We start from the raw sequence: 23,935 nt of genomic DNA on the forward strand, positions 1-23,935 counted from the left end.
ATTTGCGGCCTAAAAACGCCCATGGAGAAAAGTTCAGGGGTTTTCTGTAACGGGATGGGTGCCTGCGCATATGTGCCGATGAGAGCAGGAATTTTCTGTTCGCGGCGTTAAGGGATCCCCAGCAAATTGACGCAGGATCCGACGTCCAGCCCCATTCGCACCCATACAGACCACCGATCCATCAAGGAACACCCCGATGCTGACTCCCAAACGACGCGACAAACGGAATCGACGCCCGCGCAAGATGCTGATCCAGAAGCTGGCAAACCGGCAAATGTTTGCGGCCGACCTGGGCGTGATCGACGAAGGTCTCCAATCGGAACTGTTCGACTCGCTTCAACAGCAAGTCAACGAGCTGGTGCTCACGACCGAAGCCCCGTTGATCGGCAGCCAACTCGCGGGGCAAGGTTCGAAAGGCCAATTCATCACGCAGCTCAAGCAAGAATTGGCGGACGTCGAGCTGGAATCGGGTGCGACGGTGGAGGAAACCAAGACGGCACTTCAAACGGCGCTCAACGGCATGATCGCCGAAACGGGAATCACGGTGACGCAGAGTGACGACGGCGGCGAAGTCCGATTCACGATTCCTGTCGAGATGACGTTGCAAGACTACTTGGATCTCGATCTGGGGCTCGGCGACGATTCGGTGGTCGACGTCTTGCTCGACAACGATGACGCGGTCGACACGAAACTGACCGTACGATTCGATCTCGAATTCGGCGTCCGCGAACTTGCCGGCGGCGACACCGAGTTTTTCGTCGTGACCAGCGGCGCCGATGAAATCACCATCAACGTCGACGCCCAACTCAATGAAACCATGGGCCATGGCGAATCCGGACCGGCACGTGGAAAGATGGGGGTCTTTATCGGCGAGTTTCAATCACACGATGGGAATTCGCACTTCAAGGGCACTTACACGATCGACATCACCGATCCCAGCAAAGACGGTTTCTTGGTGACCGACGAGTTCGGCAAAGTCGGCGTGTCCGGGACGCTCACCGGGGACGGCGTCGTCACCCTTGATGCCGAGGGAAGTTTCCTGCCGACCATCGAAGGGCTGGGCAGCGATTCGATGTTCAACCTCGCGGTCACGAATCGGGTCGAAGTGAAGTACACCCTGCGTGAGGCGACGACATCTGGCGAAAACACCGCTGAACAGTCGGACGTCGCGATCGAGTACAAGGACATGCGTCTCGATTTGGGAACGCTCTACCGAAACTTCATCGATCCGATCCTTTCCGGCATTCGCGATGTCATCATGCCCGTCAAGCCGATCGTCGATCTGCTGACCGATCCGATCCCCGGACTGGGATCGTTTATGGATCTGACGTTCCTGGATGTTGCCCGCAAAGCGGCCCAGGCGAATCGCAATGCTGATGATCGTCGCGAGGCCTTGCGCAAGATCGATCGCGCCGAGTCGGTGCTTAGCCTGATGAATCGGATCTTGGACTACAAGACGCCGGGTACCGAAGACTTGAATGACACGACACGCGGCCTTGGAAACGTCAAAGCCTCGTTCGACTATCAATTCGGCAAGCAGGATGACGAAGACAAACGTAGCAAACTAGATCAATTGAAGAATATCACGACGGAGCAGAAATCCGCGAAAAAGACGAAAACCTCGTTCGAGACCGAATTCGAAGGCGACCTGCGTCTGCCGATTCTTTCCGAGTCGCAGACGCTCGTCGACCTGCTCCGCGGTGACGCGTCCACCACACTGTTCCAAGCCGATTTGAATTTTGACCTGACGGCGATCAAGTACGAATACACCGCGCCGATCGCCGCGTTGGCCTTTCTTGCCAACGGCGAGTTCCAATTCGAACTCGGCGCTGGACTGGACCTCGGGTTCGGTTTTGACGCGCAAGGCATCGACGACTACACCAACGCCTTGGACTTCACCGATCGAGAGACATTCGAAGAGAGCGGGAAGCAGAACGAACATTTCCTGGATCGAGGATTCTATGTCGATGACAACAATCAGTACGGCGCGACCGATGGTGACGTTAGCCGGATTCGCAGTCAAAAGAAGGACCTGCCCGAAGTTTACTTTCGTGCCAAAGCTTCGGTCGGGGGATCGCTGGGGCCTGACTGGAAAGTCCTGACGGCAAAGGCGGGGATTCTCGGAACGATGTCGATCGACGTCAATCTGGACCTGAACGATCTTCCCGACACGCTGCCCACCGACCAGTGGACGGATCCTTTCACCCCGACGCGTCCCCAAAATGAAAAGGATTGGACCTACGACGGACACGTTCGCTTCGACGAATTGCAAGAGATCGTCGACTATAACCCTGCGTCGATCGTCAACGCGTCGGGCCAATTGCTCGTCGGCGTGGATGCCATCGCCAAGGTGTCGATCGTCGGCTTCGACCTGCTCGACTGGAAGTCGACTCTCGCCGAGGTTTCGTTGGTCGACTTCGACATCTCGACGCCGGACGACAAAGACATTTTGGCGAAGACACAGACAGAAGCCACGCTCGGAGCGATCGATGAGAACGGAAACCTGGTCGTTCACGCCGGCGAGACCGCCGGTTTACGCAAAGGGATCACGCACACGAAACAGGGAACCGTCGCAGACGAGAATTTCCGTGTGCGGTCGCTTGGCGAGACCGACCAGGGGCATCGCGTCCAGGTCATCTACTGGTTCGTTGATACAAGCGGCGTGCGACGTTCCTATAGCCAAACCTTCGAAGGTGTGCAGTCGCTCGAACTCGACGCCGGCAGCGGAAATGACGAATTATTGGCTGCCCCCGGGATGACGTTGCCGCTGAACTTCAACGGCGGCGACGGCAATGACATCATCGTCGGCGGCAAGGCAGGCGACACCTTACTCGGCGGCAACGGGAATGACGAAATCCGTGGCGGCGGCGGCAATGATGCGATCAATGGCGGAAACGGAAATGACCAATTGATGGGCGGAACCGGAAACGATGCGATCCGCGGCGGCAATGGAAATGACAACATCATGGGCGAGGAAGGCAATGATGAAGTCTGGGGCGACCATGGTGAAGACAAAATTCGCGGCGGTGAAGGTTCCGACACGTTGCATGGCGGCGAACATCGAGACGTCATTTACGGGGACGAAGGTTCGGACAACCTCGTCGGCGATGGCGGCGACGACTGGTTGCATGGCGATTCCATCGCAAACTACATCTTCATGACCGCGACAAGCAAGGGCGCCGGCAACGACACCATCGACGGCGGCAGCGGCAAAGACAAGGTGATGGGCGGATTCGGCAACGATCGGCTCTACGGCGGAAGCGATGCAGACTTGATCTACGGTGAGGCCGGCCACGACTACATCAATGGTGGTTCGGGCGCCGACGAATTGTTCGGCGACTTCAGCGATATCGACAACGTGCTCAAGATCTTTCAGGCCGGTCATGACACGATCGAAGGTGGCAGCGGAAACGATGTCTTACGCGGCGGATTCGGAAACGACACCCTTCGCGGCGGCGACCACAACGACACGCTCTGGGGGCAAGATGGGGGTGACACACTCGAAGGCGATGCGGGCAACGACGTGCTCTACGGTGACCACTTCATCAGTCTGACCGGCGGCAACGACCGACTCTTTGGAGGCTCCGGCAATGACAAACTGTACGCCGACCTGGGTGACGATTACTTGGACGGTGGCTCGGGATCGGATCACGTCCGTGGCGGACGAGGAAACGACACCGCGCGTGGCGGCAGTGGCAATGACAACGTCGACGGCGGCTGGGGCAACGACGTGATCTATGGTGACTCCGGAAATGATCACCTCAGCGGCGACCTCGGCAATGATCGTATTCACGGCGGAAGCGGCAACGACTACGTCCACGGAGGATGGGGACATGACACGCTCTACGGCGATGCCGGACACGACAAAATCTACGGCGACCTCGGCAACGACACGTTGCGTGGCGGTGACCACAACGACCTCGTCGATGGCGGATGGGGACACGATCGCCTGTACGGCGACCGAGGGCACGATCGCATCCTCGGAAGCTTAGGCAACGATTACATGTCCGGCGGATCCGGCAACGATTACATCCACGGCGGATGGGGAAACGACAAGATGTACGGTGGCTCGGGACATGACAAAATCTATGGCGACCTGGGCCGCGACTACATGCGGGGCGGGTCCGGCAACGATCACCTCGATGGCGGGATGGGAAAAGATTCGCTCTACGGTGATAGCGGAAACGACTATCTGGACGGCGGGCGTCTGCTCGGAGGCCGAGACTGGTCCAGCGATTACCTCAATGGAGGCAGCGGCTACGACACCTTGAAGGTCCACCGTTACTGGTGGTTCGGCTGGAAGAACGAAGACCGCTACACCGGCGGAGAACGCATCCGGCACTAGTATTCCGTGTCAGCTAAATTTTCGGGTAGTGGACGAGGCGACGAGTCCTCTGCGGTCGGCCTATTGGCAAGGCCCCGTCGCCTCGTCCTCTACCGCCTACCCGAAACGCAAGGTGACAAGGAATACTAGGGCTCCGGCCAAACTTAATTTCGGTGTAGCGTAACTCGCAAGCGGCTCGTTGATCGAGTGAGCCGCGACGCGTCAGCGGCCGGGCGCGTCGGACTTTACCCGTGGCCTCACGGCCAGCGGCTCACCGATCGTGTTGAAGGGCGTGGATGAGAGTGCAGCTCGACAGGCTCCTCATTTCCCGATCGGGTGACTAGGCTTTCAAAGTCAGATGTCAGCCGGCATCGACGACCAATGCGGTGGCCTGGAGCTCTGAGATCCGGTTGCGGAACCGCTTGAAATCGTCGGAGTCACTTTTGGCGGTGTTGAGGTTTTTGAACAGCCCGATCAGCTCGGTGAAGAACACTCGAGCTTGCTCTTTGTCTTCGAACGCATACTCGTCGTTGATCAGCTTCTGGCAGAGCAGGAACGTTTCCTTTTGTCGTTCCAGCGGCACCGAGACGTCGACCGGATCAAAGGCGTCTTGTTGCAAGTACACCATATCCAGGAACATCGCTTTTTGGTACGTCACGTAGTCTTCGATCGAGATGCCTTCTTCGCCGGTGACCTGCATCATCTGGTCGATACTTTCGCCGTCTCGCAACAACTGGTGCATCGCCGAAACGCCGGCGGTCCAATGCGGATCGACTTCGGATTTGAAGAATGATTCGAGCTGATCGCGATAGCGAGACCACGAAATCAGCGGATCGATGGCGGGATAAAAACGCTTGTACGCACGGTCATACGACAGTCCCAAAAAGCATTTGACCGTCCCCAGTGTCGACTGGGTGACCGGTTCTTCAAAGTTGCCGCCGGCGGGTGAAACCGATCCGATCAGGGTCAAACTGCCGGTCGTGCCGTCCGCCATCCGCAACACACCGGCGCGCTCATACAGTTCCTTGATCGCACTGTCCAAATAAGCCGGAAACGCCTCTTCGCCGGGGATCTCTTCCAGCCGTCCGCTGGTTTCCCGCATCGCCTGGGCCCAACGCGATGTCGAATCGGCAAGCAGCAACACGTCCAGGCCCATTTGCCGATAGTATTCGCCCAGCGTGATGCCGGTGTAGATGGATGCTTCGCGGGCAGCGACCGGCATCGACGAGGTGTTGCAGATGATGATCGTGCGATCCATCAGCTTTCCACCGGTCCGCGGATCGGGCATTTCGGCAAAGTCATGAATCGTTTCAACGACTTCGCCCGCCCGCTCGCCACAGGCCACCACGATCACCACATCGACGGTGCTGTAACGCGCGATCAATCCCTGCATCACGGTTTTGCCCGCCCCGAACGGGCCGGGGATGCAGGCGGTCCCGCCGCGGGCGATCGGAAAGAACGTGTCGATGATTCGCGTGGTGGTGATCAGCGGTTGCGACGGGAACTCTCGCTCGATCAGCCGCTGTTGCTGCATCAGCGCCGAGATCGGTCGACGAACGGGCCACGTTTGCACCAGCGGGATCCGCATCTGGCGGCCCTTAGAATCCGTCAACGTGGCCACCGTTGCGTCGGTCCGCCAGCGGCCCTCGGCGATCGCCTGGACCGTCATCGTGCCGCTTGCATCAAAGGGAACCATCACCTTGTGAACGATGTTCTTCTCAGGAATGGTCCCCAGCACCTGACCGGCGACGACCTGATCACCGACCTGACACACCGGGGTGAAGTCCCACCGTCTGGCCGGGTCGAGCGCGGCGACGTCACGACCGCGTTTGAGAAAGAACCCGTCCAACTGGGCCAACTCGCTGAGCGGGTTCTGCAACCCGTCATAGATCGTCCCCAGCAGCCCCGGGCCGAGTGACACCGACAACATTTCACCGGACAGCTCGACTTTGTCACCGAAACGCACGCCGTCGGTTTCTTCGAAAACTTGCAATTCGGCTTGGTCGCCGTTAACCCGCAGGACTTCGGCCTTCAAGCGTTCTTCACCCACGCACACGTAAGCGACCTCGTTCTTCATGATCCGTCCGCCGGACACTTCGATACGAACGATGTTCCCGTTGACCCCCAAGACCTTGGCGGTGGCAGAGTCTTGATCGTTGGCGGTAGCGTTCATTGAATTCCCAGGTATCGACGAAGAGAAAAAAATCCGTGGCGTAAGCAGCCGGCTTGCGTCTGGCCTCGCCCCAATCGGCCTGTGCATGAGTCGGCGTCATTCGGGTCACCCATCCAACTGGAGTAGCACATCAGCAATTCACCCCACCGGTTTGCAGGATGTCATCGACCAAGTCGTGGAACCGTTGTCTGCCACATTGTTCATTTTGGCTTGCCCAACGATGCAGGATCTCCCATCGCGCCAGGTACAACACGACCGACTCGAAAGAAAACGTGTACTGATCGTTCCATCGACTCCAGTGATTCCACAGTTCTGTGAACAGGTGCCACTGGGCCCGTCGCGGTTGATGGTCTTCGATCGCCTGGCAGAACCGTGGCAACCAACGGAAACGGTCGTTGAGCCGAAAACAGGGTTCATCCCAATGCCGTTGGATCCAGACGGCCAAGGGCAATTCGGGAAACTCGGGCGGAGGCAACCCGCTGCGTTGGCATCGCAGCGCCGCGACCAGCATCCGCATCTCAAATCGATGGTGAACCAACTGGGCGACCAACGGGTGCCGGATCTCCGCGACCAGGCGACGGTGCGTGGCGCGGATTTCGGCATCGCTGCGGTCGCGTGGCTGACGGTCCCAACGAAAGAAGTCAGAAACTTGCTGGACGGTTTGCCGGTCGTGGTGGTCGAGCATGGAAACCCTGTGCCGCAACGTGGCTGCGGAGATCGGGATCGGCCCGTCATCAAACTCGCGTGGCAACTGCGGCAGCGATGCCATCAGCGTGTAGTAGGACTGCATGTCAAATCAGGCATCGTTGGCGAGGGAACTGATCCGTTGGCGAAACTTGGGTGCCAAGAAACGCATCAGCGCAGCGGTGACCGCCTCGTCGCTGAAGTTGATCTCGATGTCGTCGTCGACGATCTGGATGCGAAATCCGTGCGTCAACGATCGATCGGCTTGCAAATGAACGCCCTGCCGCAACATGTCCGCGGCTTGGCCTTTGACGAACGCTTCGATCGACTTTGCGCCGTCCGGGGAGACCAAGAGTTTTAGCTTGGCCGTTTGATCCGACTGGGCGCCGGCAGGCCCGGCACCGAGCGTCGCGATCGCTTGGGTGGCCATTTCTCGAATCAGCTCCGCGACAAATTCGGCGTCTTCGAATTGCTCGCGCACCAATCCGCCGACCCAGCCGCGGAATTCGTGTTGCAGTTGTTCCTTGAGGTGCAAACTGGCATCGCGGCTGGCCAATTCGAGCGCCCGCTTGCCATTGGTCTGCGTCCGTTCGGCTTGCAGCTGAGCTTCGCTTGCGATCGTGGCGGCTTCGGCACGAGCCGCGTCGATCAACTTGGCGGCCTGCTTCTTGGCTTCGGCCAACAAGGCCTCGGCCTGCTGCTGGCCTTCCTGAACGCCTTCGGACTTAAGCCGGTCGATCAGTTCTTGAACGCCCACATTGGCGTCCGCTTTGGCGTCTGGCTGGGGTTGGGCCGCCTTGTCGACGGGGGATGAAGTTGACATGGAATCAGGAACCTCCAGCCGCTGAGGGCAATCCGCCCGCGAGGATCAAGGCAAACACAAAGGCGAACACGGCGAAACCTTCGACGATCGCCGCGGGTGCCACCGACAATCCAAACACTTCGGGTTTACTCTTAGTCGCGTGAATCGCCGACGCACAGCACTTGCCTTGGAACCAGCCGCTGAACAACAACGCCAATCCGCACAGCGTGCCGATCGCGAACATTCCCGGCGCCGCTTGGATCTGGAAACTGCCGTTCATCGACAGCATCACGACAATCCCATAAATGGTTTGCGAGGACGGCAGCGCGGATACACCGATCAGTCGCCCGTAGCCGCCTTCCACATCCAACATCGCCCCGCAGGCGGCTTGACCACCGGCGGCGCAGCCCAAGATGCTGCCGATCGCCCCCAAGAACAGCGGGGCATAGATCCCGATCCTGCCCAACATTTCCACCATCGGTTCGTCCATCACTTGTTCGCTCTCATTTCAAAGGCTTGGAACGGTTGCCCCTCGTCAGTCAGGGACCAGCTAAAGAATTCAATACAGGTCAATCGCAGCCCGTGGACGACGCCTCCGACCACTGCCAGGACGAAGTTCAGGGTATGGCCCAACAGAAAGACCAACAAACCCAACAAGATCCCCACGCCGGGCACCTGCGACGCATCGGACGCCATCTCGTTGAACAACAGCGCCAATTGAGCACTGGCCAACCCCAATGCGAACAGTCGCAGGTAACTGAGCGCGTCCCCGAACGCCTTGGTCACACCGGTCAGCCCCAACGCGCCATCGAGACAGCGCGCCAGCAGGTCGCGTGGACGCGTTGAAAAGACGGGACGCGTGCTGGAAAAGCAAAACACGAGCAGCAACCCGACACCCAACATCCACCAGCCACCGGCGGCAACCGTTTCCGACCACGTGGCGGAGTCTCCGCCAAGATTATCCGCCAACAGCGCCATCACGTCAGGCTTGGGCAGCATGGTCAAAGTCAACAACCACCCGCCGATCAAAGCGACCACCCAGCCGACCGAGGACAACGCATGACCGCTGCCCAGCCAGCGCCAGGCGACCACCGCGTTGGCCAGCACCAGATGAAAAACTCCGATCGTGGCCGAAATCAACATCATCGCCTCGCGATCCTGCATGATCGAATTGTCACCGCTCTTGATCACCAGTCGGTCCAACCAACTCCCCGGTGCCGGCGCGACGCCGAAAAAGCTTCCGATCATCAGCCCATAGACAATGGTCACCACGACCATGAACACCGCCAGTTGCCGGAACTGACGTCCCGCGGCGGTTCGGCCGAGCCGCCGCGCGGACAGTGCCACAATGCAACCGAGCACGACTCCGTAACCGGCGTCGGCCAGGATCATGGCGAAGAACGCGGCAAAGGAAAAAAACATCACCCAGGTCGGATCCCAGGAGCGATAGCCGGGGGTCATGAAGAACGTGACGGCACCCTCGGCACCGGCGATCGGACGCGGGTTGCTGAGCAACGTCGGTGGCAATTCGTCCATTTCGGGAGCCCGTTGATGCAACGCCAACGTGTTTTCCCGAGCAAAGGTTTCCAGCGCCGCCAGTTTGCTGCGTGGCGCCCAGCCTTGCAGTGCAAACACCGGACCATCGACCAACGAACGCTGCTTCGCGTTCAACCGCGCCGTTTCGTCTTCGGTCACCGCAAGCGCTCGCCGCAAACGATCCAGCCAACGGGTCAGCGCGATGCGCTGCACTTGCAGCCGTTCGCGTTGTTCGCCGATCTCCGCCAGTCGCGACTGCAGCTGCGACAACGGACGCGGATCCAACTCCTCCGGATCGCAGGGCATGTCGGCGGGCGGGTGTTTCGCGATGATCACCCAGTATTCGTGTTCTGAGTCGGTGTTGACCACACTGACACAGCAGTCCGCTCTGACGCTAGCCGGCACCTGGCGGACCTCGCGATGCAACAGCCGGTAAAAGAAGAATTGTTGTCCTCGCAATTCGTCGGTCGCCGGCAAACGGAAGTCGCCCCACGGACGGATTTGTTCGATCTTTTCGGCAACCTCCTCCTGTTCGTCGGCCAGTTCCCGCGATTCAGATTCGATCCGTAAGACTTCTGCGGCGATTCGCGTGACGTCACCAGGATCCGAGACGGTCTTTGTCGAACCGCGCCGCGTGGACCGTGACGGCGGAGGACGTTTTTCGGGGCAACTGTCCAGAGAGGCGATCGCCGCTTTCAAGTCATCGGCGCCGATCGCCGTCCCCTGCGGCTTGCTGCCATCGTTGACCAGATCCACCAGATGGACACAGCCCAATCGTTGCAGTTCCAACAAAACCTGATCGCGATCTTTCAAATCACCGATCAAAGTCACTCGTTGCAGCGGAACAATGGCCATCTCTTGATCTTCCGCCTAACGTGACTTGGCAATTTTTGATCGCACGACGGCCGCGCGTTCTTGGTCGGACAGGAAGATCACGATTCGGCGAATATTCTCCTCCGCTTTAGGAATCAACACCTTGTCGAACAGATTCACCCGTTGCGTCACGCGGCGCAGCGCCGCGCCCAATGCGTCGGTTCGCTTTTCCGCAATCCTCATTCGCACCCGCAATCCCACCATCTGCTTGAGTGCTTCGACGAGGGAATCGACCCAGAACGGAATCGCCAGACGCGAATAGGGATCGACTTCCAAACGCAGTCGGCCGAACTTGGGGATGGCGGTACCGACGACGTTTTCCGTTTTGATTTCAACCTCGGCCACTCGCACCCACTGGGCCATCTCGGTGATGTCGATCGTGGAACCGCCGATCAGCGGGTACAGCGATTGCAACTCCTCACCGACGCGGTGGACTTCGGCCGCGATCTCCTCCAGTTCCTGTTTCGACTGTCGCCACGCGGCTTGCAACTGCTGACGCTTCAGTTCCAACGAAGGCAAGAACCGGCGATACAGTTTGGCTTGATCGCGTTGCCGCTTCAGCGTCGTTTTGTTCAGCGCAAGTGTCATGATGCTGGGTAATACTTGTTCAACAACTTTTCGCGAACCAACAGCTCTTGTGGCTCAAAACATTCCGCCATCGTTTGCCATCCCAGGTCCAATGCTTGTTCCAGCGGCACGGCGACGTCGAAACGCATGAATCGCTGCGTGAACAGCTCGCCGAATTTCAACAGTTTGTGATCCATCGCCGACAGTTCGAACGCCATCTGTTGTTTCTGTTCGGCTTGACGGGCTCCGGAGTACAAGCGGATCATGGTGTTCATCACCGCCGAATGATCCTCGCGAGTGACTTTACCGATCACTTGTTGTTTCAACCGCGAGAGCGAACCGAAGGGGTCGATCATCCCATCGTGCAAATAAAACTGTCCTTCGGTGATGTAGCCGGTGTTGTCGGGCACGGGATGGGTCACGTCGTTGCCGGGCATAGTGGTCACGGCCAGCAGCGTGACCGAACCGGCACCGCGATAATCACACGCCCGCTCGTAGCGCAACGCCAACTGGCTGTACAAGTCGCCCATGTAGCCGCGATTGGACGGGATGCGTTCCATCGCCACGCCGATCTCTTTCAGCGCGTCGGCGAATGCGGTCATGTCGGTCATCAGCACGAGCACGCGTTTGTTTTGTTCGACGGCAAACCGCTCGGCGACTTTCAACGCCAAGTCGGGGGCCAACAACCGTTCGACGATCGGATCCGATGCCCGATTGGCGAACATCACCGTGCGGGGGAACACGCCTTCGTTTTCGAAGGTGTCGCGAAAGAAGTGGAACTCATCAAAGATCAGCCCCAGTCCGCAAAACACGACCACGTCGGCGTCGGCTTGGATCGCGATCCGAGCCAGCAGTTCGTTGTACGGCTCGCCGGCGATCGAAAAGATCGGGATCTTTTGACTTTCCACCAAACAGTTGAAGACGTCGATCATGGGGACCTTGGTCTCGATCATCTTCGACGGCACGACCCGCATCACGGGATTGACCGAAGGCCCGCCGACGTCGACACGCCGTTGTCCGAGCAATTCCGGACCGCCGTCGACGGGCTGGCCGACGCCGTTGAAAATGCGGCCCAAGATGTCATCACAGAAGAGCACTTGGGCGGCGTGACCCAGAAAACTGACCCGCGCGTCCGAACGCAGCCCCTTGCCGCCGGCGAACACTTGCAGCGAAACACGTTCGTGATCAATCTCGGTGACTTGAGCCAACGACGTCGTCCCGTCGCTGTTCTTGACCCACGCGAGTTCGCCGAGCGCGACGCCACTGGCGTGGATCGTCAGAATGTCTCCGACGATCGAGAGCACTCGGGTATGTGAAAATAGTTCAGGAAAAGGCACAGTGGAGTTATCCGCACAGGCGTATGAATTCACAGCATCATCACGTCAATGGCTGTTTGAATCAATGTCATTTCGAATCGATCACTTCGACAGACGCCTCACCGCAGCCAACTTGGGATGCAGGTGGCGAAGTCATCATGACGTCTAGCGATCGACTAGGTTGCGTTGGTCGCAGACACCCCCTTACTGTCAAGCAGCGATAACAACTCATCGAGCACGCTGGGATCTTCAATCGTGGAGGGCAGTTGCCACGTTTTGCCTTCGGACATCAAACGCATCGTTCTCCGCAAGATCTTTCCCGAACGCGTCTTGGGTAACCTGTCGGCCAGGATCACGTGTTTGAGCGCCGCGACCGGCCCCACCTGATCGCGCACTCGCTGGATCAGTTCCGCTTCCAAGACCTCCGGATCCAGCGTCACATTGGATTTAAGCACCGCAAACCCCACCGGCACCTGGCCTTTGAGCGCGTCTTCCACGCCGATCACCGCACATTCGGCCACCGCCGGATGCGACGCCAGTGCCTCTTCCATCGTTGCGGTGGAAAGACGGTGGCCGGCAACGTTGATCACGTCATCCATCCGGCCGGTGATATAGAAATATCCGTCCTCGTCGCGATAGCCTCCGTCGCCCGAGGAATAATAACCGGGGTGCTCGGTCAGATAGGCGTTCCTGAATCGTTCGGTGTTGTGCCACAAATTCGGCAGACACCCCGGTGGCAACGGCAACCGGACCACCACCGCGCCTTCTTTGTTGGGCGGCAACTCTCGCCCCTCTCGATCCAGGATCCGAATGTCATAGCCGCAAACCGGCTTGGTGGCCGAGCCGGGACGCAGCGGCAGCAATTCCTGGCCCGCCATGTTGGATATCATTGGCCAACCGGATTCGGTTTGCCACCAGTGGTCGATCACCGGGACGCCGAGCACGCGTTCGGCCCACTGAAGCGTGGCGATGTCACACCGCTCACCGGCAAGGAACAAATAACGGAGACAACCTGTGTCATAATCGCGCGCCCGCAGCCCGTCCGGATCGTCGCGTTTGATCGCGCGGATTGCCGTCGGCGCGGCAAACATGGATCGCACTTGGTGTTCCGCGACGACACGCCAAAAGGCCCCGGCATCGGGAGTGCGAACCGGTTTGCCTTCATACAGCACCGTGGTGCAACCCTGTATCAGTGGCCCGTAAACGATACACGAATGCCCCACCACCCAACCGACATCCGACGCGGCCCAAAAGACTTCGCCCGGTTCAACGCCATAGACGTTCTGCATGCTGAACTTCATCGCGACGGCATGGCCACCGTGGTCACGGACGATCCCTTTCGGACGTCCGGTCGTGCCGGAGGTATAGAGCACGTAGAGCGGATCGGTGGCGAGGACGGGAACACAGTCGGCCGGTTCAGCAGTCGCGGCCAATTCGTCCCAATCCCAGTCGCGCCCGGGCTGCAAATCAACACGATGAACCTCGCGCTGATACATCACGCAGTGGGACGGCGCGTGGACCGCTTCGGCCAACGCGGCGTTGATGATCGTCCCATAGTCAATCACGCGATCACGCTCTTTCCCCGCGCTGGCCGCCAGGATCACCTTGGGTTGCAAATCGTCGATCCGGACCGCCAATTCGTGCGGTGCAAACCCTCCGAACACCACCGAGTGGATGGCGCCCAAGCGGGCGCACGCCAGCATGGCCACGATCGTTTGTGGAATCATCGGCATGTAGATGATCACGGCGTCGCCTTGACCGACGCCCAGTCGACGCAACACGCCGGCGAACCGGGCCACCTGATCGAGCAGTTCTCGATACGTGTCGGTCCGCCTCGTGCCCGTCACCGGAGAATCATAAATCAACGCCGGCTGATCGCCGCGTCCCTGTTCAATTTGCCAATCCAACGCCAGGTAGGCGGTGTTCAGTTGGCCGTCGGGGAACCAGCGGAAAAACCCCTGCTCGTCTTGAGACAGAATCTGGTCGGGCTGGCGATACCAAGCAATCTGACCCGCCTGCTCGCGCCAAAACGCTTCAGGCTGTTCGATGCTGTGACGGTACTGCTGCTGATAGGTCATCTTGCCTACATCCCTGACCGCGGCGTGTGATGCCGCGGCTGATCGATCCTACACGTCTTATTTGCCCCGACCTTTTCCTTTGGATCCTCCGCCCCCAGACCCACCGCCGTTGCCGCGACCGCCGCTGCCTCGGCCACCGCCACCGCCACCGGAAGCCTTGAGCCCGCCGAATCCGCCGCCGGATGCTTTGAGTCCGCCATCGTTCCCACGGCCGCCGGAAGCCTTGAGCCCGCTGCGGTTGCCAAAGTCGCCGCGATTGAGCGTGGGTGAAGACGATTGCCGGGGTGTGTACGATCGGCCTTGCGGGATCGAACGCCCCGGCGGCGAGGACCTGAGATCCGGAATCGAGCGGAGGTTCGGCACCTCGCGGTTGCTGGACCTGCCGAAACCGGACGGCGGCGTCGACTCGTTGCCACGCGGTGATCCGAATTGGCGAACCGGGGGCGATATTTTGTCAGACGTCGGCGCCCGATTCACTCTGCCGCCTCCCCTGATGTCATTGCCTCTGATGTCGTTGTTCAACACGTCTCGCCCACGAATCGACGATGGCACGCCGCGCTGGGGCGACTCGTCGCCTGGCAGACGAAAACTGGAAACGCGTGAAGGTCCCCGTGGTGTGGTGGATCGGCCGACCGCTGACGCATCGCTCGCGATCTTCTTTGCTGGCGGCAACTTTTCGAAGTCTCGCCGGGCACTCCGTGTTTTTTCCTGGGACTGCTCCGCAAAACGTCCCAACGACGAGGCTTGGGTATCGCTGATGCGACGAAATCGAATGTCATCGGAGTTCCGCCGGGCATAGTCTTCCAGCGAATTGGCCAAGTTTGCCGTCTCGACCCGCTCGCGATTCCCCCTGCCCGTCGCCGAACCTGCTCCACGCGGTCCCGCGTGAGCGGGCGGTCCCGCATACGTTCGCGGCGGCCTGAGTTCTTGATGCTCGCGGATCTGTTGATGTTGTCGTGCGATGCGATCGAGCGAATACTCTCGATCGTGCAGCGACCGGATCCCGTAGTACGAGTACAACGGATCGTACAGCCGTGGCCGCTGGTAGTAGCTGATCCAGGGATAGTAACTCGTTCCATATCCCACTCCGTAGTAGTCGCCAAAGTAATAGCGACCGTACCGCGGATTGACGAACAGATTCGCCAACAGACCAAGACCGCTGTTGATGACGTAACGCGGCCGATACCAGTAGTTGGCGCGCAGATAAATCGGCGACCGATAATACACCGGAGTGAACAACACGCCGCGCCGCTGGAGACGATAGTCCCAATACCCGGTTCGGAAGATGCAGCCCCGCGGGGTCCAGACGTATTGGTTCGGAATCCAGACCCAGTTGGGCTGGGATCTGGCCCAGAAGCCCGGCGTCCACTGGTACTGGCTTGTTTGATAGGTCCAGTTTCCAGGCACATAGAAATAATTGTCCCCCGGCGCCGGCGAGGCCGGACCTTGCTCGAGTGACTCCGGCGGCGGCGGCAGGTAGTCGACCGTTGCCGCTTGTTCATTCGCCCAAAAGCCTGCGACGCGACGATAGCCGTCCTCGGCCGGCTCCCAGTAACCGGGCACCCAGCGACGTTGCGGCGGGACTTCTCGCCACACACCGCTGATCCACAGGTAGTCACCAAGCTCTTCATCCCAATCCCAATATCCCGGGATCCACGTCGATTTCTCACTGTCCGGCCGAAGCGTCGGCGGCAGTTCCTTGACCGGCGGCGGAGGTTCTTTGGGGACCACCGGGGCGGGCTTCGGATCGGCCGCGTAAGGTTCAGCGTACGACTCGTGCAACGGTCCGTGTGTCAGGTATTCCACGCCGGATTCATCGACCACCAGATCGCCCTGCGCCGGATCGATCGCCTGCAAGTCGGCATTGAGCACTTCGGGAGATGCGTTGATCGATCCCGCACTCGGCTGTCCGACTTCCTGGGGTTGGAACGGGGGAGCTTGAGCAAGCAGCGGACTGGCCAACAGAACCGCAACGACGGTGTGCAGGCAGGAGAAAAAGAGAGACCTTGGGAAGTGGATCATCGTGTAGGTTGGCTGTGAGTGATTCGTCGAACACCTTCGCACCGCTTTCCACTGCAATCCGTGTACCGTCCGCGGTAGCACGACGTTGCGAAGTTGATATTCCGGCGAGATTCAGTCGCTCAGTCGATCACCCGGCCACTGCAGCTCGATTTGTCAGAGGGCGCGACGTTTTTAGCGGCCAGCGCGAAGCCTTCGCGCCGTATGGCTGGAAGATCGATTTGACGACAGTTGGTTGAGATTGCGACGATTCTGGACTGGCTCGCGCCGTTCCGCTAACTCCAGCCGCTGGATTGATTCACTTGCACGCTCCCGATGGACGCCGATCAAACATCTGCCGATCGCCGCAGCACCCAGGCTCACACCGGCGAGGATTCGCTGGTCAACAACTGGTCGACTTCGTTACTGACGATGACGCCGTAATTGATCGCCCCGAGCCAACCGCTCATGATGATCCCGACGCTACCGGCGTGGTACATGCCTCCGACTTGGTTGGGCAGGTCTCGGCTGACCCCCAGGCCTTCGAATTTGGTACCGAAACTGGCGCCCCGTTCGTGGAGCGTGTAGTGCTGGAAGGTACGCGGCGTGGCGGCTTCGGCATGGTCGATCTTGTCACGCACCCCGGGGATGTAACGCTCCAGCGCATCGATCGTGGTCTCCACCAGATCTTGCTTGCTCGCTTCGTAATCCTCTTCGTTCAGATCGTTCCAGTCCGACCAGTTGGCGTTGGTGCTGCTGACGATCGCGTAGCGTTCCTTCGTTTTCCAGGGCCGTGTCCGAGGATAATAAAAGCTGAAGGTCCGACTGGTGATGTCTCGGCTGAGCAAGGACTCGGTATTGAACGTCTCCGCCGTGCTGGTGAAGAACAGGTCACCGCTGCTTTCGTCGATCGTTTCGCCCTCTTTGAGCGCCATGTAGACTTGCGTGCTGCTGTTGTTCAGCCGGACGGCGTTGGTCCGTTGGACGTAGTCGGCATCCAGTTTTTCTTTGCCGATCATCTTCAGGATCGTGGTCCGCAGGTTCGCATTGCTGACGACGGCACGACAGCGAATGGTTCGATCGCCGACCCGGACCGCACTGACCCGACCGCCTTTGGTAATGATCTGATCGACCGGACAATTGATGCAGATGTCGACCCCGTTGGATTCCAATTCCTTTTTCATCCGCTTGATCAGGTCGTCGGTTCCCCCTTCATAGATATAAACGCCCTTGCTCATGAAGTTGCTGAAAACGATGCCGTACGTGATCGCGGGGTCTTCCAGTGTGGACCCGTTGGCGTAGGTGATCGGTTCCATCAACAAACGAACGATGTCGTTGCGTCCGGGAAAGAACCGCTCAAAGAGTTCTCCGGTCGTGGTGGTTTGGTCGTCGTAGAAATTCATGCCCCGCGCGGTATCAAAAAACGACTTGACCGTCTCGGGATTCTGACCGAACCGCTCGACCAACAACCGCGAAAAATCTTCGCGATCGAACGTCGTGGTGAGCGAGAACTGGGGGTTGTCGAAGCGAATGTTTTTGAGCTGGACGATTCGGTCGGAGATGCCACGGTTCCAATATCGGCGACACGATTTGATCATCCCGTGAGGAAACCCATGCAACGAGATGTCGAAGGTGTGGCTTCCGGGCCGCAGAAACCAGGTCGCCAACCCGCCGAGTTTGTAGTGCTGTTCCAACAACAGCACACGGTGGCCGGCGCGACCGAGAATGTTGGCACTGGTCAGCCCGGCCAACCCGCTGCCGATCACCACGACATCGTACTCGTCTTTGGCACCTTTTAGAAAATCACGCGGCATGGAACGGCAGCAGCAATGGGGGAAAAAGGAATCGAAAGCGTCTTGCGGGGATAATTTGAACGATGACGGGCGGGAAGCCTATCCCACTAGATGGCGCCGGTGTCGGGTTGCAGTTCGGCGAACACGCCCACCATCTCACCGCTCGGCGGCCCGTCACCGTACAGCATCATCGCCCCTTCGCCAACCAAGACCCGTTCATCCAACAGTCGCAACGACTGGCCGATCGGCCGGGTCGAGCACTGTCGGGTCACGCCGGAGCGGAGCCAATCGTGGGACCCGCGAAAGATCTCGACGTGCTTTTCCGGCAGCACGGTCGCCATCCGGCGGGTCCCATCGGCACCGCGACGAAGTGTCGTGATTTTCCAGCGATCATCGCGTGGATCTCTCAGAATTCGCACCGTCACGACCGACTCCCCGGGCGGCACGGCGACCGCGCCAAACCAGTGGGGTGCGGCAGCGGATTCCGGCCAGAGTGAGCTGTACGCGATCCGATACCGCGGTGAGGCGGGCACGCGGACCCGCAGCCGATAGGTCATCGGCTGGTCACTGTTCAGTCGCACCGCGGCGATTTCGTCCTGATCCGAGGGCGGCAGATAGCCCGTTTCCTCACGCAGCCGCATCAATTCGGTTTCGGCCGATCGCAACCGCAATGCAGTCACCGCGTAACCCGACGCCAGCGCGACCACCAGCAGCACCGTCAACAACCAGGTCAGTGAAAACTGAACCGGCACGCGTCGCGGCGACGTTGCTGGGGCTTCTTCGCTCATCCGACCGACAGGGACAGGGCTTGCTGGACGACGGCTTTTGATTTTTCCAAGCCTTCGCGCGCAACGGCCAGCGCGTCACGTTTCCAGTACTCGGGGTTGAACAATTCCAGTGAAAACGTTCCCGTGAATCCGTTGTCAATCAAACCGCGGATGATCGTGGGCAACGGGCAAACGCCGTCGCCGGGAAACACGCGGTCCTTGTCGGCGATTTTGTCCTGCGGCGGATCAGCCGGGTAATCGTTGATGTGAAAGCACAGCATTTTGGAGGCTTCGATCATGGACAGGCCGGCAAAGTCGTTGCCGCCCTTGTAGATGTGATAGAAGTCCGGCAAGACGCAGGCGGCGGGATGAGCCGCCGCGGTGGCCACGTACGCCAATTCACCCAGTTTGCTGAGCGTGGGCGAAAATCCCCACAATTCCAATTGGGGTTGAACGCCCACCGAGGCTCCGATTTCGCACAGCGCGCGATAACGCTCGGCAACCAGTTCCAACGGCGGCGAGACGCTGCCGCCTCGATGCGCCCCGATCGGCGGCGCCGCGATCAGCTTGCCTCCCAGTCCCGCGACCAGTTCCATATCGTGACGGGCCGCTTCCAGTCCCGCCCGCCGCTGCTGGTCATCGTCTGAAATCCAATTGGCAAACCCGATCGCGCTGGCGACAAACAACCCGGCGTCCTCGATGCGTTTGCGCAAGTCACCGAGTTTGCCGCCTTCGGCAAGGAAGGTTTCGATGTCACGCATCCACGGTTCGATCCCGTCGTAACCGGCCGCGGCAGTGACATCGACCTGTTTTTCGATGCTCAGGTTTTGACCGCGAATCGTGCTGGTATTGAGCGAGAAACGGACGGGCAGCTCGGGGGTGCTCGGTTCTGCAGCCGCGAGTCGTGCGGAAAGGCTGGGAAACGTTGCCGCCGAAGCCGTGGCGGCGGTGGCGGCGGTGGCGGCCCAAATAAATGAACGTCGGTTGGTCATGTCGATCTTTAAAAAGCTAGGAAGGGTAGCCGCGTAGTTTAATCTCAAACGGATCTGCGTTGGCAGTGGCGCGATCGGATTGCGAACGAAGACCCACCGATGGACTCGTACTCCTTGTCACCTTGCGTGTCGGGTTGGCGGTAGTGGACGAGGCGACGAGTCCTTGCCAATAGGCCGACTGCAGAGGACTCGTCGCCTCGTCCACTACCCGAAAATCAAGCAGAGGACTCGTCGCCTCGTCCACTACCCGAAAATCAAGCTGCGGCGGAAGTCTAGCCATCCGCACCGGCGAACCGGCCGGGATGGATGGTGACGGGACGCTGCTCGGCCGGGAAGACACGACGGAATTCAGCCGCCGCCAAGTCCGAGAGCCTTGGTGAGAGTGTTTCGATCGCCAGTCGGTACGCGTCAAACGCGGAAGTGCGGTTGCCGGCGAGAAACTGTTTGCGAGCGAAACGGACCAACGCTTTGCCTTCGGCATCGGGATCCGCTTTCGTGGCACCTAACTTTGCCGAACGGACGGGAAGACGCGACGCGGCGCCGGACTTGGGCGGCAACCCACGAAGCTGGCGATCGATTGCGTCGTGATCAATGATGGTGACGTGGGCACTGGCCCCGGCGTGACCCACTCCCGCTCCGATGCCGCGCCCGCCGCCTCGACGCGAGGATCGCCCGCTCGCCGATCGCGAGACGCCGCCCAAGGAGGTGGAACCACCGGTCGGCACGAGCACGCTGCCGGAATACGTGAATCGCGAGAACGATGGCAATTGGATCGTCGACTGGGCCGACGCGAACTGGTCGATCCCAAAAACGAGCAGCGCGGTGGTGACCAGAATACCGGTTCGATGCATGGGACCGATCCGCCTTGGGCGTTTCGTGAAACGATCTTGGCCCGTTGGTTACTTTTTGATTTTGTCGCCGAAGTTCCGATTGAACTTCCGCACCTTGTCTCGGACGATGGCTTGGCAATAGCCGTAATTGGGGTTCTTTCGATAGAAGTCTTGGTGAACTTCTTCGGCCGGATAGAACGTCGTGGCCTTTTCGAGCAGGGTGACGATCTGGCGATCAAATTCGCCCGATTCGTTCAATTTCTTGATGTACGCTTCCGTGGCTTCTTTTTGCTGTTCGTTGTGAAAGAACACGCTGCTGCGGTACTGCGGACCTTCGTCGGGTCCCTGCCGATTGAGCGTCGTCGGATCGTGTGTCTTGAAGAAGACTTCCAGCAATTCTTCGAACGTGACTTGAGAGGGGTCGTAATAAATCTCGACCGCTTCGGCGTGTCCCGTTTTCTTGCCGCACACTTGCTCGTACGTCGGGTTGGGAACCGTGCCACCGATGTAGCCGCTGATCACGTCGTTGACGCCGATCATCCGTTCGAACACCGCTTCGGTGCACCAGAAGCATCCGCCGGCAAAGGTGGCGACAAGTTCTTCCTTCTGTGGCTTGTCTTTGGTATCAACCTTGTCAGCAGACGCCGCGGAACCGTCTTCGGGAAGCGGCGCTGCAGAAACGTTGAGGCAGAAGCTGGCCAGTGCGGCCAGGACCCAGAAGCAGATCCAGAGGGTTTTTTGTGTCTGGCGCTGGGGCTGCTCGACCACTCGAACCGCAACTCTCGTGTTTGACATCATCGAACGGATTCCTAACTGATCTGGTTCTGCGTGTGCGTCTAGACTGGACTCGATTATACGCTTCCGGACAGGTGAAAAGTCGTCAACCGACCGAACATAGGCAGAAAGCTTGACACAATCAATCGAAGATCACGCCGCGACGGCGGCAGACGGGCATTTCGACCTCGCCCACACGGTCGCAGAGGACGAAATCGACGCGCAGCAACACGTTCACAATTTACGTTATCTGCAATGGACTCTCTGGGCCGCCGGCCGGCATACCGAGTCGATCGGGTGGGATGCCAAAGCAGCCCTGGCACGCGGGCTCGGATGGGTGGTGCGAGAACATTCCATTCAGTATCGCGGCGCGGCGTTGGCCGGAGACGAAATCATCGTCCGGACCTGGGTTCACGATCTGCAGCGTTTTGCCTCGCGGCGAAAGTACGTGATCTTCCGCCCAGCCGACCGCACCGTGTTGGCCAAAGTGGAAACCCGCTGGGTGTTCGTGGATTTGAATCAGCACAAGGCGTTGCCGATCCCGGAGGAAGCCAAGGAACACCTGGTGGTCTGCCCCACGCCGCCGTCGTTGCCGTGGGAATCCGCCCGATCGTAGCGAGAAGCGTCAGCGACCGGCGCGTGTGGATCACGCCGCCCACGCGCCACTGGCTCACGCCGCGTGCTGAGAGCCACTGCGTGCTGAGATGCGGCCCTACTGATTCAGGGCCTCGTCGATGATCTCACGGCTGGCACGGGTGCCGAGTGCCCCGATGATGCCGTACGGGCTGGCGTCGCCGGGACGAATGCCATCGTTTTGTCCGGCGCGGGAATCCCCCGACCCGATCGAGTCGGAGATGAAGACGACCGCCCCGTCCCCCATCAAAATGTGGGCGCCGCCTTGGTGCCGGCTGCTGATCGACCAGTTGCCTTCGGTCAATTCGTGGGCACCATGCAGACACAATTCGGTGTTGGGGCCGCGGTTGGTGGTGACACTGGAATGGATGTGCCCGAAGTTGGCCCAACTGAACCCGCGACGCGTGCCCAATTCGACCGCCACGAAATACGCCGAGCCGTCGTCGTTCTTGGGGTTGTGGGCGGGGAACGCTGTCGGAACCCAAAACGAAGGACGTTCCGGATCGATCAGGACTCCGGAATCTTGGCAGGCCATCGTCCCGCCGTCGGCGCTCATCGTGACCTGCAATCCATCGACGTTGCTGACATCGAACAATCCGTGCGAGCGCGTGTCACGGTCCAGCAGGTCGGTCATGATTTCGCCACAGCAGATCGTGTTGGAAAGCCCGTCCAGGATATCGCGGAATCGCGTGAATTTGCGGGTGACGAAAATCCCACGTTGCCAGCGAGCCACGGCGCTGGCCTGGATGACCGACGGGGGTTGGTAATCGCCATGCAAAAAGTTGGTCAAACCGATCCGCGACGACATCGCGCTGTCCCCGATGCAAGCCGCATAGTTGGTGCGTCCCAGGGCCGGCAATCCCGTACCAGGGTCGCTGGGGCAACGCAGCGTGGGGATTTCGGTCACCCAGGGCCGGTAACCGTATTGGCCCCCCTGGGGCTTTGGCCCCATCGGTTGCCAGGGCGGATTGATCCGGTTCCCCAACGGGTCGGTGGCCAGTCGATTGGAAATCTGACTCCACAAGGCTTGCTGCTCCATGAACGGAGTCAGCCCGACCAGAAAACTGAGACTCTTTTGGTTCGTGCGGGGAGAATAAAACGCCAACGTGTTGCCGGCCTGGTAATCGATCCCGGTGCCGCCACCGTGCATCGGCAGCCGCTTGTAGGCGGAGTGGTAATTGTGCAGCGCCAGCCCGATTTGTTTGAAGTTGTTGCTGCAACTCATCCGCCGCGCCGCTTCGCGGGCCGCCTGGACCGCCGGCAACAACAGGCCCACCAAAATTCCGATGATCGCAATCACGACCAATAATTCCACCAGCGTAAACCCGGCAGTGTTTCGCCTCGACATCGACGGCTCCTCGTTTCTAAAAAAGTGGTGGACGGTCGCGTTCATTCAGCAGGCGCGCCGGCCGCCGCTGCGGCTTCTTGCTCCAACGCTTCCTGCTTCGCTTTCTCGAGCTCTTCAATCTCTTCTTCGGACAATCCCGACGTCTCATCGATCTTGGCGTTCATCGCCCGCTGTTCTTGCTCGCTGATCTGGTAGGGGTTCTCGTTCAAGGGGACATCAACCACCCCGCCTTCATGACCACCACAACCCGTCATGACGACCATCGACAAACAGACCAAACCGGCTGCCAAAAGGAGGCTTCTCATTGGAGATCACTTGAAAAGGACGTGAAGAGGACGCGCCGGCAGAGCCGGACAGAACCTGGACGACTGTATTGTAGCCACTTTCCCGCCGCAATCACTCACGAGGGATTTGGGCAACGAAACTCGCTTTGGAGGCATGACTGTC

18 protein-coding genes are annotated in these 23,935 nt (G+C 59.6%); 2 read left to right on the top strand and 16 right to left on the bottom strand.

Annotation, left to right across the window (positions count from 1 at the left end; translation table 11 throughout):
* Window positions 1-196: 196 nt before the first annotated feature.
* Window positions 197-4,345: a calcium-binding protein gene (locus tag TBK1r_RS13895; RefSeq protein WP_145211529.1), complete on the top strand. Its 4,149-nt coding sequence runs from the start codon at window positions 197-199 to the stop codon at window positions 4,343-4,345.
* Window positions 4,346-4,685: 340 nt separating this feature from the next.
* Here the strand turns inward: TBK1r_RS13895 and TBK1r_RS13900 are convergent, their stop codons facing one another.
* The 14 genes from TBK1r_RS13900 to msrA all read right to left on the bottom strand — a co-directional run bounded on the left by TBK1r_RS13900 (window position 4,686) and on the right by msrA (window position 21,531).
* The gene (locus tag TBK1r_RS13900) at window positions 4,686-6,497 is read right to left on the bottom strand and encodes a V-type ATP synthase subunit A (protein ID WP_145211532.1); all 1,812 of its coding nucleotides are present in this window, start codon (window positions 6,495-6,497) and stop codon (window positions 4,686-4,688) included.
* 130 nt (window positions 6,498-6,627) lie between these two features.
* A complete protein-coding gene (locus TBK1r_RS13905; RefSeq protein ID WP_145211535.1) occupies window positions 6,628-7,287 on the bottom strand; it encodes a DUF2764 family protein in 660 nt (219 codons plus the stop codon).
* 6 nt (window positions 7,288-7,293) lie between these two features.
* The gene (locus TBK1r_RS13910; protein WP_145211538.1) at window positions 7,294-8,004 is read right to left on the bottom strand and encodes a hypothetical protein; all 711 of its coding nucleotides are present in this window, start codon (window positions 8,002-8,004) and stop codon (window positions 7,294-7,296) included.
* A gap of 4 nt (window positions 8,005-8,008) precedes the next feature.
* Window positions 8,009-8,473, bottom strand: a complete 465-nt coding sequence (locus TBK1r_RS13915) for an ATP synthase subunit C (protein ID WP_095736334.1) — start codon at window positions 8,471-8,473, stop codon at window positions 8,009-8,011.
* Window positions 8,473-10,374 (bottom strand): V-type ATP synthase subunit I, encoded by a 1,902-nt coding sequence (locus tag TBK1r_RS13920; protein WP_145211541.1) that lies wholly within the window; start codon window positions 10,372-10,374, stop codon window positions 8,473-8,475. The genes TBK1r_RS13915 and TBK1r_RS13920 overlap by 1 nt, the downstream gene beginning before the upstream one ends.
* A 15-nt stretch (window positions 10,375-10,389) precedes the next feature.
* Window positions 10,390-10,980, bottom strand: a complete 591-nt coding sequence (locus tag TBK1r_RS13925) for a V-type ATP synthase subunit D (protein WP_145211544.1) — start codon at window positions 10,978-10,980, stop codon at window positions 10,390-10,392.
* A complete protein-coding gene (locus TBK1r_RS13930) occupies window positions 10,977-12,296 on the bottom strand; it encodes a V-type ATP synthase subunit B (protein WP_372895528.1) in 1,320 nt (439 codons plus the stop codon). The genes TBK1r_RS13925 and TBK1r_RS13930 overlap by 4 nt, the downstream gene beginning before the upstream one ends.
* A gap of 155 nt (window positions 12,297-12,451) precedes the next feature.
* On the bottom strand, window positions 12,452-14,353 hold the full coding sequence (locus TBK1r_RS13935; protein WP_145211549.1) for a propionyl-CoA synthetase: 1,902 nt from the start codon (window positions 14,351-14,353) through the stop codon (window positions 12,452-12,454).
* 57 nt (window positions 14,354-14,410) lie between these two features.
* Window positions 14,411-16,375: a YXWGXW repeat-containing protein gene (locus TBK1r_RS13940; protein WP_145211551.1), complete on the bottom strand. Its 1,965-nt coding sequence runs from the start codon at window positions 16,373-16,375 to the stop codon at window positions 14,411-14,413.
* Between the two features lie 356 nt (window positions 16,376-16,731).
* Window positions 16,732-18,165 carry a phytoene desaturase family protein gene (locus tag TBK1r_RS13945; protein WP_145211554.1) on the bottom strand — a complete coding sequence of 478 codons (1,434 nt, stop codon included), beginning with the start codon at window positions 18,163-18,165 and terminating at the stop codon, window positions 16,732-16,734.
* Window positions 18,166-18,251: 86 nt separating this feature from the next.
* Window positions 18,252-18,932, bottom strand: coding sequence for a hypothetical protein (locus TBK1r_RS13950; RefSeq protein WP_145211557.1), 681 nt, complete (start codon window positions 18,930-18,932; stop codon window positions 18,252-18,254).
* Window positions 18,929-19,903 (bottom strand): sugar phosphate isomerase/epimerase family protein, encoded by a 975-nt coding sequence (locus TBK1r_RS13955; protein ID WP_145211560.1) that lies wholly within the window; start codon window positions 19,901-19,903, stop codon window positions 18,929-18,931. Before TBK1r_RS13955 ends, TBK1r_RS13950 begins: the two co-directional genes overlap by 4 nt.
* A 272-nt stretch (window positions 19,904-20,175) precedes the next feature.
* Window positions 20,176-20,754 (bottom strand): hypothetical protein, encoded by a 579-nt coding sequence (locus TBK1r_RS13960; protein ID WP_145211563.1) that lies wholly within the window; start codon window positions 20,752-20,754, stop codon window positions 20,176-20,178.
* A gap of 48 nt (window positions 20,755-20,802) precedes the next feature.
* Window positions 20,803-21,531, bottom strand: coding sequence for a peptide-methionine (S)-S-oxide reductase MsrA (msrA, locus tag TBK1r_RS13965; protein ID WP_145211566.1), 729 nt, complete (start codon window positions 21,529-21,531; stop codon window positions 20,803-20,805).
* 109 nt (window positions 21,532-21,640) lie between these two features.
* Between msrA and TBK1r_RS13970 the strand changes: the two genes are divergently transcribed.
* Window positions 21,641-22,123 (top strand): acyl-CoA thioesterase, encoded by a 483-nt coding sequence (locus tag TBK1r_RS13970; RefSeq protein ID WP_419581331.1) that lies wholly within the window; start codon window positions 21,641-21,643, stop codon window positions 22,121-22,123.
* Between the two features lie 96 nt (window positions 22,124-22,219).
* Here the strand turns inward: TBK1r_RS13970 and TBK1r_RS13975 are convergent, their stop codons facing one another.
* Together TBK1r_RS13975 and TBK1r_RS13980 are read right to left on the bottom strand one after the other, a co-directional pair.
* The gene (locus TBK1r_RS13975; protein ID WP_145211568.1) at window positions 22,220-23,488 is read right to left on the bottom strand and encodes a DUF1559 domain-containing protein; all 1,269 of its coding nucleotides are present in this window, start codon (window positions 23,486-23,488) and stop codon (window positions 22,220-22,222) included.
* A gap of 41 nt (window positions 23,489-23,529) precedes the next feature.
* Window positions 23,530-23,793, bottom strand: coding sequence for a hypothetical protein (locus tag TBK1r_RS13980; RefSeq protein WP_145211571.1), 264 nt, complete (start codon window positions 23,791-23,793; stop codon window positions 23,530-23,532).
* Window positions 23,794-23,935: the final 142 nt, after the last annotated feature.

Source organism: Stieleria magnilauensis, from assembly GCA_007753675.1.
In the GTDB taxonomy this organism is placed as follows: Bacteria; Planctomycetota; Planctomycetia; order Pirellulales; family Pirellulaceae; genus Stieleria; species Stieleria magnilauensis.

Coding starts and splice junctions, on each gene's coding strand:
- TBK1r_RS13945 (WP_145211554.1), bottom strand. CDS start 18,165: ATGCCGCGTGATTTTCTAAAAGGTGCCAAAGACGAGTACGATGTCGTG.
- TBK1r_RS13920 (WP_145211541.1), bottom strand. CDS start 10,374: ATGGCCATTGTTCCGCTGCAACGAGTGACTTTGATCGGTGATTTGAAA.
- TBK1r_RS13935 (WP_145211549.1), bottom strand. CDS start 14,353: ATGACCTATCAGCAGCAGTACCGTCACAGCATCGAACAGCCTGAAGCG.
- TBK1r_RS13895 (WP_145211529.1), top strand. CDS start 197: ATGCTGACTCCCAAACGACGCGACAAACGGAATCGACGCCCGCGCAAG.
- TBK1r_RS13900 (WP_145211532.1), bottom strand. CDS start 6,497: ATGAACGCTACCGCCAACGATCAAGACTCTGCCACCGCCAAGGTCTTG.
- TBK1r_RS13980 (WP_145211571.1), bottom strand. CDS start 23,793: ATGAGAAGCCTCCTTTTGGCAGCCGGTTTGGTCTGTTTGTCGATGGTC.
- TBK1r_RS13975 (WP_145211568.1), bottom strand. CDS start 23,488: ATGTCGAGGCGAAACACTGCCGGGTTTACGCTGGTGGAATTATTGGTC.
- TBK1r_RS13940 (WP_145211551.1), bottom strand. CDS start 16,375: ATGATCCACTTCCCAAGGTCTCTCTTTTTCTCCTGCCTGCACACCGTC.
- TBK1r_RS13955 (WP_145211560.1), bottom strand. CDS start 19,903: ATGACCAACCGACGTTCATTTATTTGGGCCGCCACCGCCGCCACCGCC.
- TBK1r_RS13905 (WP_145211535.1), bottom strand. CDS start 7,287: ATGCAGTCCTACTACACGCTGATGGCATCGCTGCCGCAGTTGCCACGC.
- TBK1r_RS13915 (WP_095736334.1), bottom strand. CDS start 8,473: ATGGACGAACCGATGGTGGAAATGTTGGGCAGGATCGGGATCTATGCC.
- TBK1r_RS13925 (WP_145211544.1), bottom strand. CDS start 10,980: ATGACACTTGCGCTGAACAAAACGACGCTGAAGCGGCAACGCGATCAA.
- TBK1r_RS13910 (WP_145211538.1), bottom strand. CDS start 8,004: ATGTCAACTTCATCCCCCGTCGACAAGGCGGCCCAACCCCAGCCAGAC.
- msrA (WP_145211566.1), bottom strand. CDS start 21,531: ATGATGTCAAACACGAGAGTTGCGGTTCGAGTGGTCGAGCAGCCCCAG.
- TBK1r_RS13960 (WP_145211563.1), bottom strand. CDS start 20,754: ATGCATCGAACCGGTATTCTGGTCACCACCGCGCTGCTCGTTTTTGGG.
- TBK1r_RS13950 (WP_145211557.1), bottom strand. CDS start 18,932: ATGAGCGAAGAAGCCCCAGCAACGTCGCCGCGACGCGTGCCGGTTCAG.